This window comes from Methylobacterium sp. Leaf88, assembly GCF_001422795.1.
Taxonomy (GTDB): Bacteria; Pseudomonadota; Alphaproteobacteria; order Rhizobiales; family Beijerinckiaceae; genus Methylobacterium.
The window spans coordinates 115,078-125,211 of sequence record NZ_LMMK01000045.1 but is presented as its reverse complement, the minus strand read 5'-3'; the positions used below and the strand labels follow the sequence as shown (position 1 = coordinate 125,211).

Below are 10,134 nucleotides of genomic sequence, written 5' to 3'. Positions count from 1 at the left end.
CGGCGAGGCGGGCCGGGGCTTCGCGGTGGTGGCGGCGGAGGTCAAGGAGCTCGCCAACCAGACCGCCCGGGCCACCGAGGAGATCGGAACCCAGATCGGTCAGATCCAGGGCTCGACCGGACAGGCGGTCTCGGCCATCGGCAGCATCACCGACCGCATCCGGGAGATCAGCGGCGTGTCGACCACCGTCGCGGTGGCGGTGGAGGAGCAGGGGGCGGCCACCCGGGAGATCGTCCGCAACGTCTCGCAGGCGGCGGTCGGCACCGAACTGGTGACCTCCAACATCGTGAGCGTAGCGGGGGCCGCCGAGGAGACCGGCGCCGCGGCCGCCCAGGTGCTGTCCTCCGCCAGCGAACTCTCGCGCCAGTCCGAGCATCTCGGCGCCGAGGTCGCCCGCTTCCTCGCCACCGTCCGGGCAGCCTGAGCAGCCCGACCAGTGCCTCCGAGGGCACCGGGCGGCTTCGGGGACATCCGGCGCCGCCTGCCATGGCGGGCGCCGGTGCGGTTTCCCCATCGTCGGCCCGGCCTATATACCCGCCTCGGCAGCGCGGGCCCTCGGGGCTCCGCTGCCTTCGGCTCCCGTTCGCGAGGGGCCGGTGGCCGGGCGAGATCATCCGCTGCGGCGTGTCACGGCTTCCGGGCCGACTCCGCAGGAGCATTCATGGACGAGGCGAGCGAGCGGTTGATCGAGGCCGGAACCCCGGCCTTCCGCCGCACCGCCATCGCGCTGGGGGCCGCCGGGTTCTCCACCTTCGCGGTGCTCTACGGCGTGCAGCCGCTGCTGCCCATCTTCGCCGACGACTTCGCGGTCTCTCCGGCCGAGAGCAGCCTCGCCCTGTCGCTGCCCTGCGCCATGCTGGCGATCGCGCTCCTGGTGGTCAGCCCCCTCTCGGAAGTCTGGGGCCGCAAGCCCATCATGGTGGCCTCGCTGTTCGCCTCGGCGCTCCTCACCATCGTCGCGGTCCTGGTGCCGAGCTGGCACGGCTTCCTCGCCCTGCGGGCGCTCACGGGGCTCGCCGCCTCCGGCCTGCCGGCCGTGGCGATGGCCTATCTCGGCGAGGAGATGCACGGGCGTGCCATCGGCCTCTCGATGGGGCTGCTCATCGGCGGGAACGCGGCGGGCGGCATGGTCGGTCGCCTGCTCACCGGCATCATCGCCGACCATGCCTCCTGGCGCTGGGGCCTCGGCACCATCGGCGTGCTGGCGCTCCTCGCCGCCATCGCCTTCGTCTACCTGCTGCCGGATTCGCGGCGCTTCCGGGCGAACCGGATGCGCTGGCGCGAGGTGCCGGGCACCTTCGGTCAGCACTTCCGCGATCCCGGTCTGCCCTGGTTGTTCGCCGAAGCGTTCCTGCTGATGGGCGGCTTCGTCTGCATCTACAACTACATCGGCTTTCGCCTGCTCGATCCGCCCTTCTCCCTCAGCCAGAGCGCCATCGGGGCGATCTTCGTCGTCTACCTGTTCGGGACCGTCTCCTCGGCGCTGACCGGCGAGATCGCGAGCCGGCTCGGGCGGCGCAAGGTGCTGTGGCTCGCCATCCTCCTGGGCCTCGCGGGCGTGACCCTGACGCTCTCCGCCCATCTCGGCCTGATCATCCTCGGCATCGTCCTTGTCACCGTGGGCTTCTTCGGCGCGCATTCCGTGGCCAGCAGCTGGGTTGGGCGCCGGGCCCTGCGCGACCGGGCCCAGGCCTCGTCGATCTACCTGTGCCTGTATTATCTCGGCTCCTCGGTGCTCGGCACCGCCGGGGGCTGGTTCTTCGCCCATGCGGGCTGGGTCGGCGTGGTGGCGTTCTTCGCGACCCTCTACGGCCTCGCGCTGGCGATCGCCCTGCGGCTGGCGCGCCTGCCGCCCCTCGTCCAGGCCGATGGCTGACACCCGTCCCCGGTTTGCCGGCGGGGCCTCGCGCGTCCCTGATCCGAAACCGCGATGGGATGCCTCGCGCGTCCCTGATCCGAAACCGCGAGGGGATGCCTCGCGCGTCCCTGATCCGAAACCGTATGACGGACGCCGCTCCGTGCCTTATGAGGGGGCCCCTGCCCAGGGAGCCTTCCGGGGGCGCCCACCAGACGAAAGCAGTCCGAAAGACCCATGACCGATCTCCTCGAGACGATTCGCCGGACGCTCGTGCCGATCCACAAGGAGGGCTATCCCTTCATCGTCATCGGCATCGTGCTGACGGTGATCGGCGCTTACTTCGCGCAGTTCCTCGGCTGGATCTTCCTGATCCTGACCCTGTGGGTCTGCTACTTCTTCCGCGACCCCGAGCGGATCACTCCCGTGGGCGACGGCCTCGTGGTCTCGCCGGCGGACGGGCGGGTGAACCTCATCTCGACGGTGCTGCCCCCGCCGGAGCTCGACCTGCCGCAGGAGCCGATGCTGCGCATCTCGGTCTTCATGAACGTGTTCGACTGCCACGTGAATCGCGTGCCGGTGACGGGTCGGATCGGGCAGATCCACTACACGCCGGGCCTGTTCCTCAACGCCGAGCTCGACAAGGCCAGCGACGACAACGAGCGCAACGGCCTCGTCATGGAGACGACCCACAAGGGCGCGCCCCTGCGCATCGGCGTGGTGCAGATCGCCGGGCTGGTGGCGCGCCGCATCGTCGGCTGGGTCCACGCCAACGACACTCTGAACGTCGGCGAGCGCTTCGGCCTCATCCGCTTCGGCTCGCGCGTCGACGTCTACCTTCCGGTCGGCACTCGCGTGCTCGTCGGCCTCGGCCAGAAGGCCGTGGCGGGCGAGACCGTGCTCGCCGATCTCGGCGGCGGGCCCGAGCGCACGTTCCGGCGCATCTGAGGGGTTCCCATGGACGACCTGTTCCCGCCCTTCGCCCCCGATGCCAACGAGCCCCGGCCGCGCCGATTCAAGCCGGTGCCGTTCCGGATGATCGCACCGAACATGATCACCCTGATGGCGCTCTGCCTCGGGCTGACGGCGATCCGCTTGGCCTTCGAGGGCAAGTTCGAGCCCGCGGTGATCTCCATCGTGGCCGCTGCCTTCCTCGACGGCATCGACGGACGCGTGGCCCGGATGCTCAAGGGCACCTCGCGCTTCGGGGCGGAGCTCGACTCCCTGGCGGACTTCGTCAATTTCGGCTGTGCGCCGGCGCTGATCCTGTACGGGTTCGCCCTGAAGGAGCTGCGCTCGGTCGGCTGGATCGTCGCGCTGATCTTCGCCATCGCCATGGCGCTGCGGCTCGCCCGCTTCAACGCGATGCTGGACGATCCCAACCGCCCGGCCTGGAAGAAGGACTTCTTCGTCGGCATGCCGGCACCCGCCGGGGCGCTCACCGCGATGCTGCCGCTCTACCTCAACTTCCTCGGCCTGCCGATGGAGCACTGGGCGGCCCCCGTGGTGTTGGGCTACATGCTCTGCATCGCCCTGCTGGTGGTCTCCACCGTGCCGACCTTCTCGGGCAAGACCATGGGCAAGCGCGTGCCCCGGGACTGGGTGCTGCCGATCTTCCTCGTGGTGGTGGCGGCCTTCGGCCTGTTCATCAGCTTCCCGTTCGAGGCGATGGTGGCGCTGGCGCTCGGCTACCTCATCACCCTGCCGATCGGGGCGGCGCAGTATCGCCGCCGCGCCAAGGCGGAGGGGCAGGGCTCCGCCGCGCTCGCTGCGGCCGACGATCTCTCCGAACGGGCGAGGCCGGCCCACGATCGGGCCGTGGACAGCTGACGCAGGGCGCTGTCGCTCCCAGGTTGTCATCGTCTAAGTTGATCGCGGCCCGGAAGCTTCGTCCGGGCACGAAGCATGCGGGGGCGGGTCGATGCTCGAGGAGTTCAAGAAGTTCGCGTTGCGCGGCAACGTCGTCGACCTCGCCGTCGGCGTGATCATCGGTGCCGCCTTCGGAGCCATCGTGACCTCGGCGGTGCAGGACCTGTTCATGCCGATGATCGGCGCGATCACCGGCGGTCTCGACTTCTCGAACTACTACATCGCGCTGTCATCGAGCGTGCAGAAGGGTGCGGCCTATGTCGACGCGAAGAAACAGGGCGCGGTGATCGGCTACGGCCAGTTCATCACCGTGGCGCTCAACTTCCTCATCGTGGCCTTCGTGCTGTTCCTCGTGATCCGGGCGATGAACCGCCTCGTGAGCAAGGAGGAGGCCAAGCCCGAGGCCGTGGCCGAAGTGCCGGCCGACGTGAAGCTTCTCTCCGAGATCCGCGACATCCTGGCGACCAGGTCGAGGGTCTGACGATCTAGGGGGCTTCGTCGGGCTTCGGGGCCGCCCCGAGGTCGCCGAGCAGGCCCTCGAGGGCCTGCTCGACCGCGACCGTGCCCTCCTCGTGGGTCTTCAGCCGTACCTCAAGCCGCTTCAGCTGGGGGGCGAAAGCCTCCGGGGCGGCCGGATCGCCGAGATAGTCCGGGACGGTCTCGCCGGTGGTGAACACCGTCCGCAGCTGTTGGCCGAGATGATCGCGGACCGGCTCGGGAAGGGCCGGGTCGAGCGTGGAATCGTCTGCCATTGTCTGGGTATCCCTCGCGTCCATCGACAAATTCGTACCCACGCGACGCGTACCGGGAAGAGTAACGGCCGAGATCGTCAAGTGTTGCACCGGTCATCGTCCGAAGGCCACCGGGGGAGGGCGGAGATGAACTGGTCCGAACAGAAAAAGGCCTCCGGCGAGGGCGTCGCCGGAGGCCTCGATCAATCCCCGCGCCGAGGGCGCGGCGGAAATCCTTAGTCGATCACTTCGACGATGCGGTGGCTGCGGTCGACCAGCACCGGACGCTCGTTGACGATGGTGTAGCGGGCGCCGCGGGCGTTGTACTCGGCGGGGACATCGTAATAGGTCACGCCCGAGTTCGGCAGCACGGCGCCGACGCGGACGTCGCCGTTGTAGTCGTAGGACGAGCGACGCTCGCGGGTGACATACTGACGGAAGCGGGGACGGTCATCGACCCCGAGGATGCCGCCGACCGTGCCGGTCGCCGCGCCGACCGCGCCGCCGACGATCGCTCCGACCGGGCCGGCCGCATCCGCGCCCTCTTGGGCGCCGCGCTCGGCGCCGCGCACCAGGCCTTGCGCCTGGGCGGCCATGGGCAGGCTGAGGGCGATCGCGGAAGCGGCGAGAAGGGTCTTGAAGTTCATCGTGAAGCTCCTGAACGAGGATCCCGCGACGCTGTGAAGCGCTGCCGGGTTCAGGGCAGTAACGTCCAACTCCCGGAAGGGATGCGTCGAAAGTTCCGGGACCGAACGGAGCGGAGGGCCTTGTCCGCCGCGCCGGCGGCCGCGGCTGGACCCCTTACGGGCCGGCGGTCGCGGGCTGCCGGGATCGGACTTCCCCGGGCGGGATCAGGCTTCCTTGGGCATGGCCGACTGGATCAGCCGGTCCGAGCTCAGGTCCTCCTCGTCGTAGCCCAGGAGCTCGGCGAGGCGCCCGCGGGCCCGGCTGACGCGGCTCTTCACGGTGCCAACCTTGCAGCCCATGATGGCCGCGGCCTCCTCGTAGGAGACGCCCTCGGCGCCGACGAGCACCAGCGCCTCGCGCTGGTCCGGCGGCAGCTTGCCCAGAGCCGTCTGCAGGTCCTCGACGTCGAGGCGGTCGCCCTGGTGCGGGGCGGTGGCGAGGCGGGCGGCGTAGGAGCCGTCCTGGTCCTCGACCTCGCGCACGCGCTTGCGGTGGTCCGAGTAGAAGATGTTGCGCAGGATCGTGAACAGCCAGGCGTTCAGGTTGGTGCCCGGCTGGAAGCGGGCGCGGTGCTGCCAGCCCTTCAGCAGGGTGTCCTGCACGAGGTCGTCGGAGCGGGCCGGGTTGCTCGTCAGCGATAGGGCGAAGGCGCGCAGGGACGGCACGGCCGCCAGCAGGCCGTTGCGGAACTCGGGCTCGATCGCCTCGCCGCGCGCCTTGAGGGCGGCCTCCAGCTGCGCGATGAGTTCGGCGAAGCGGGTCGGCTGTTCGTCCGCGGGCAGGCGGTCGTAGACCGTGCGCAGGTGCTCGCCCAGATGGGTCCGGATGTTCGAGGACAGGTTCGGCCGGCCATCGGCAGAGGCCGACAGGGCGTCGGGGGCGGTGTCGGTCACGTCGCGTGTCATGGCTCGTCGTAATCTGGGGCGGTCAGGTTTCGTGTCGGCCCGAGGCGTCCGAGAAGCACCCGCGTGGTCAACTGATGTCGGGCGTTGTAGCGCATCTGGGCCGGCCACGCATCCCGCCGGACAACCGTGGCGGTTCTGCGCCGCGCCGCATCAACAGCCGCAGGGGGACGGGACCCGGTCCGGGCGCGGGATCGCCTTGGCGCAGGCCCCCTTGGACGAGCCTCCCGGGGCATTGGCCGGCTTGAGGGTGCGCACCACGCCGTCGCGCAGGGAGAGCACGTGGCCGCGCTCCACGTCGGTCCAGCACTCGTCGCGGGTGAGGGCCTTCGTGGCGATCACCGTGACGACATCCTTCGCGCCGGTCTCCTGCGCGAAATCGACCCGCCAGTCCTCGTCCACCAGGGTCGCGGTGCCGAAGGGGGCACGGCGGGTCAGGTAGCACAGGCGCTTGCCGCAATGGGCGTAGAGGGTGCGGCTGTCCGACAGCAGCATGTTGAAGACGCCGAGGCCGTGCAGGGCCGCGCAGAGGTCCGCCACGGCCCGGTCGATGCGGGCCGGGCTCGGCAGGTCGGGCCAGCGCTGCTGCAGCTGGTCGAGCATCCAGCAGAAGGCGTGCTCGCTGTCCGTGGAACCGACCGGCTTGAACCAGGTCAGGGGCCACTTCTTCACGCCCTTGAGCTGGCCATTGTGCGCGAAGGTCCAGCGTCGGCCCCACAATTCGCGGCTGAAGGGATGGGTGTTCTCGAGGTTGACCCGGCCGCGATTGGCCTTGCGCACGTGGGCGATGACGATGCGGCTCTTGATCGGCGTCCGGCGCAGGAGCCGGGCGAGCTCCGACTGCGCGCTCGGTTCCGGCTCGTGGAAGGCGCGGGCGCCGCGTCCCTCGTAGAAGCTGATGCCCCAGCCGTCGGCATGCGGGCCGGTCTCGCCCCCGCGCCGCGCCAGGGCGGCGAAGGAGAAGCGGATATCCGTGGGCACGTTCGCGCTCATGCCGAGCAGTTCGCACATGGAGGTTCGGGGGACTTCGCGAGGGACGGAGGGAGGACGTTGCGGGGCGGCGGACCCCTGGGGGCGCCGGGCGACCCACTCTAGAGGATTTTCCCGCCCGCGGGAGCCGCTAATCCGCCTGAAACGTCCGGAGTGCGCGCTGGGTCCGCGCCGCCGGCGTCGCGCCGGGCGATGATCGGGAACGGCGGCGGAGAAGGGCAGCGGAGAAGGGCGGTCCGGCCCGCCGAGGTGCGCCCCCGCGCTTTCGCCGCCGGGGACGATCCTCTAAGCCGCTCCCCGGGCCCCTTTCCGGGGCGTCGTGGACAGGGTGCCGATGGACCGCGATCCGATCGCCTTCACCTGGCGGACCGCGCGGCGGGAGCATGCCGCCGCGGTCGGGCTGGCGCTCGGTCTCGGCGGACCCCTCGCGCTGCTCGCACTCCTGTGCCTGCGGGATCTCGTCGGCGTGCAGGTGCACGACACCAATCCCACGGGACCGTTCCTGCGGATCGCCGCGGCCCTGCCCTGGCGTCCCGCCGCCGAGGGACCCTTCGTGGCCTTCGCGGGCTGGATCCTGCCCCACGGCGAACTCGTGCGCGCGGCCTTCCTGGGGCTCGCGGCGGCGGCCCTCGCCTCGGCCGGTCTCGGCTGGGCCGTGGCGCGCCTGTGCTTCCATGCCCAGACCCGGACGGTGGCCGCCCTGCAGGGGCGGGTCACCGAGGCGATCCTGCGCGCGCCGCCCGGTGCCCGCGACGAGGCCCGCGCCCTGGCCCAGGCCATGGGAGACCTCCTCGCCCGCCTCGACACGCTGTTCGGCCTGGCGATCCTGGTCCCGGCGCTGGCGGTCGGCGGCACCGTCCTCGCCCTGGTCCTCGCCGGCCTCGCCGCGCCGCGCCTCGTGGCCACGGTCGCCGCCGGGCTCCTGGCCGCCGGCCTCGCCCGGGCGCTGATCCAGCGGCGGATGCAGGACCGGGCCGCCCTGCGCCTCCGGGCCGGCGGGGCCGCCGGGCGGGCTCTCGCCGACCTGATCCGCCGCATGCCGGCGGTGCGGGCGCACGGGGCCGCCGCCTTCGAGCGCGAGCGCCTCGCGGCCAAGGGCGCCAGCACCCGCGACGCCCTCGCGGCCTCGGAATCCGCCCTGGCCTATGCCCGCGCGCCCTCCATGGCGCTGGCGATCCTGCTGCCCGCGATTGTCGTGGCGGTGGCGCTGTGGCGCGGCCACGACGGCACCACCGAGCCGGTGGAGCCAGGGGCGCTGCTGGCCGCCGCCGGTGGTTTCGCCCTCGCGGTGGTCGCCCTCACCGTGACCCTGCGGATGGCGAGCCTGCATCGCATCCTCGCCGGCCCGTTCCGCGACGTCGCCGTCGCCGTGCCGGCCCTCGAGGGCCGTGCCCCGGCCCGCCCCGGCACGGTGACGGCCCTGCCGGAGGCGGGCGCCCTGGTGGCGCAGGGGGTCGGGGCCTACGATCCCGCCACCGGCGAGCGGCTGGCCGGCGTCGACGCCGCCCTGCCGATGCCCGGCCACGTCGCCATCCTGGGCGAGCGCGGCAGCGGCAGCCGGGTGCTCGCCGCGATCCTGGCCGGGCAGCTCGAACCCTCCGCCGGCGCGGTCACCTACGGCGGCATCGACCTGCGCGCCTTCGAGCCGGAGGAGCGGGCCCGGCGCATTGCCCTGGCGGGGGCCGAGGCCATTCTCATCGAAGGGTCTCTGCGCCAGAACATCCTCTACGGCGCCTCCGGGGCCCCCGATCCCGACGACCTCATCGCCACCCTGCGGATCACCGGCCTCGACGCCTTCGCGTATGCACGCGGCCTGGAGGGCACGGTCGATCCGGCGGCCGAGCCGGAGATCGCCCGTGCCGTGGTGGCCGCCCGCCACGCGGTCCGCGAGGCGCTCGCCGCCGACAAGGCCGGCCGCCTGGTGGAGCCCTTCGATCCGGCCCGCTACAACCACCAGGCCACGGTGGGCGAGAACATCCTCTTCGGCGAGGCGGTGGGGCCGGCCTTCGCCTCCGACCACATCGCGGCGCACCCGTATCTCCGCGCCGTCCTGGAGGCGGAGGGCCTCAGTCGCCCTCTCACGGAGATCGGTCTCCAGGTCGCCCGCAGCCTCGTGGAGATCTTCGCCGACCTGCCCGACGATCATCCGCTGTTCGAGACCTTCTCGCTGTTCCCGGCCGCCGAGCGGGGCTTCTTCGAGGATCTCGTCGGCCGCCAGCCCGAGGCCAAGGGCTGGCGCCGCGGCCCGGCCGGCCAGCGCGACCGCAAGCGCCTGATCGGCCTCGCCCTGCGCTACAGCGAGACGCGGCACCGCTTCGGCCTCATCGACGCCGCCTTTGAGGAGCGGCTGGTGGAGGCCCGCCGCTCCTTCGCACGCCTGATGCCCGCCAACCTGCGGGGAACGGTCGAGTTCTACGATCCGGCCCGGCTCACCGCCGCCGCGAGTCTGGAGGAGAACATCCTGTTCGGCCGCATCAACGGCGAGGAGGCCGGCGCCGAGGCCCGGGTGCGGGCCCTGGTGCGCCGGGTGCTCGCCGACGAGGGCCTGGAACCGGCCGTCTACCGTCTCGGCCTCGAGAGCCGGGTCGAGCCCGGCCTCGCCGGGGGCGGCGCCAGCCTCGGCGAGAACGCTATCGGCCCGCGCGAGCGCATCGCCATCGACCTCGCCCGCTGCCTCGTGCGCCGGCCGGACATCGTCGTCATCGCCATCGCCCTGGAGGACCGGAAGGGCGACGAGATCCGCGCCCGCCTGGCGGCCCTGCGGGCGGCCCGGGCCGGCCGCGGACTCATCGTCTGCCTGCCGGATGCCGAGGCCCTGGCCGGGGTCGAGCCCTTCGACGCGGTGCTGCGCATCGAGCGCAACACGGTGCTGGCTGCCTGATCGCGGGTGAGAACCCGGGACTTCTCCGGCTTTCCGGGGGCTTCCCCTATTGCCGCCCCATTGGGATGCGATAGGCAGGAAGGCGTGCATCGTGCACGGGCGTCCGCCCGCCAGCGGACGGGTCGCTCTTCAGGACCACGCATGGTCTTCCTGTCCCGGGGCCCGCTCCGCCGTGCGGCGTCGGCCCTTCTCGCTCTCGCGACGCCGATCCTGGCCCTC

Annotated in this window: 10 protein-coding genes; 6 read left to right on the top strand and 4 right to left on the bottom strand. The window is 71.8% G+C overall.

Translation table 11 applies throughout. The features are described 5' to 3' along the window. The 5 genes from ASF20_RS25050 to mscL form a co-directional block, all read left to right on the top strand. Positions 1 to 424: methyl-accepting chemotaxis protein (locus ASF20_RS25050; RefSeq protein WP_244476466.1), on the top strand; the 424-nt coding region annotated here is incomplete at its 5' end. A 237-nt stretch (positions 425 to 661) separates the two neighbouring features. Beyond that, positions 662 to 1,876, top strand: coding sequence for an MFS transporter (locus ASF20_RS17110; RefSeq protein ID WP_056211698.1), 1,215 nt, complete (start codon positions 662 to 664; stop codon positions 1,874 to 1,876). A 216-nt stretch (positions 1,877 to 2,092) separates the two neighbouring features. Continuing rightward, positions 2,093 to 2,803 carry a phosphatidylserine decarboxylase gene (locus tag ASF20_RS17105; RefSeq protein ID WP_056211700.1) on the top strand — a complete coding sequence of 237 codons (711 nt, stop codon included), beginning with the start codon at positions 2,093 to 2,095 and terminating at the stop codon, positions 2,801 to 2,803. A gap of 9 nt (positions 2,804 to 2,812) precedes the next feature. Continuing rightward, positions 2,813 to 3,685 (top strand): phosphatidylcholine/phosphatidylserine synthase, encoded by an 873-nt coding sequence (locus ASF20_RS17100; RefSeq protein WP_056211702.1) that lies wholly within the window; start codon positions 2,813 to 2,815, stop codon positions 3,683 to 3,685. Between the two features lie 91 nt (positions 3,686 to 3,776). Next, positions 3,777 to 4,205, top strand: coding sequence for a large conductance mechanosensitive channel protein MscL (gene mscL, locus ASF20_RS17095; RefSeq protein ID WP_056276087.1), 429 nt, complete (start codon positions 3,777 to 3,779; stop codon positions 4,203 to 4,205). 4 nt (positions 4,206 to 4,209) lie between these two features. On the opposite strand, the gene ASF20_RS17090 is transcribed toward mscL, so the two are convergent. The 4 genes from ASF20_RS17090 to ASF20_RS17075 all read right to left on the bottom strand — a co-directional run bounded on the left by ASF20_RS17090 (position 4,210) and on the right by ASF20_RS17075 (position 7,055). Then, complete coding sequence (locus ASF20_RS17090; RefSeq protein WP_200917582.1) at positions 4,210 to 4,476, bottom strand: hypothetical protein; 267 nt, start codon at positions 4,474 to 4,476, stop codon at positions 4,210 to 4,212. A 215-nt stretch (positions 4,477 to 4,691) separates the two neighbouring features. Beyond that, entirely contained in the window at positions 4,692 to 5,102 is a 411-nt protein-coding gene (locus tag ASF20_RS17085; RefSeq protein ID WP_056276085.1) for a DUF1236 domain-containing protein, read from the bottom strand. Between the two features lie 204 nt (positions 5,103 to 5,306). Beyond that, a complete protein-coding gene (locus ASF20_RS17080; RefSeq protein ID WP_056211709.1) occupies positions 5,307 to 6,047 on the bottom strand; it encodes a sigma-70 family RNA polymerase sigma factor in 741 nt (246 codons plus the stop codon). Positions 6,048 to 6,197: 150 nt separating this feature from the next. Further along, a complete protein-coding gene (locus ASF20_RS17075; protein WP_056276083.1) occupies positions 6,198 to 7,055 on the bottom strand; it encodes a class II glutamine amidotransferase in 858 nt (285 codons plus the stop codon). Positions 7,056 to 7,368: 313 nt separating this feature from the next. Between ASF20_RS17075 and ASF20_RS17070 the strand changes: the two genes are divergently transcribed. Then, entirely contained in the window at positions 7,369 to 9,915 is a 2,547-nt protein-coding gene (locus ASF20_RS17070) for an ABC transporter transmembrane domain-containing protein (protein ID WP_056276080.1), read from the top strand. Positions 9,916 to 10,134: the final 219 nt, after the last annotated feature.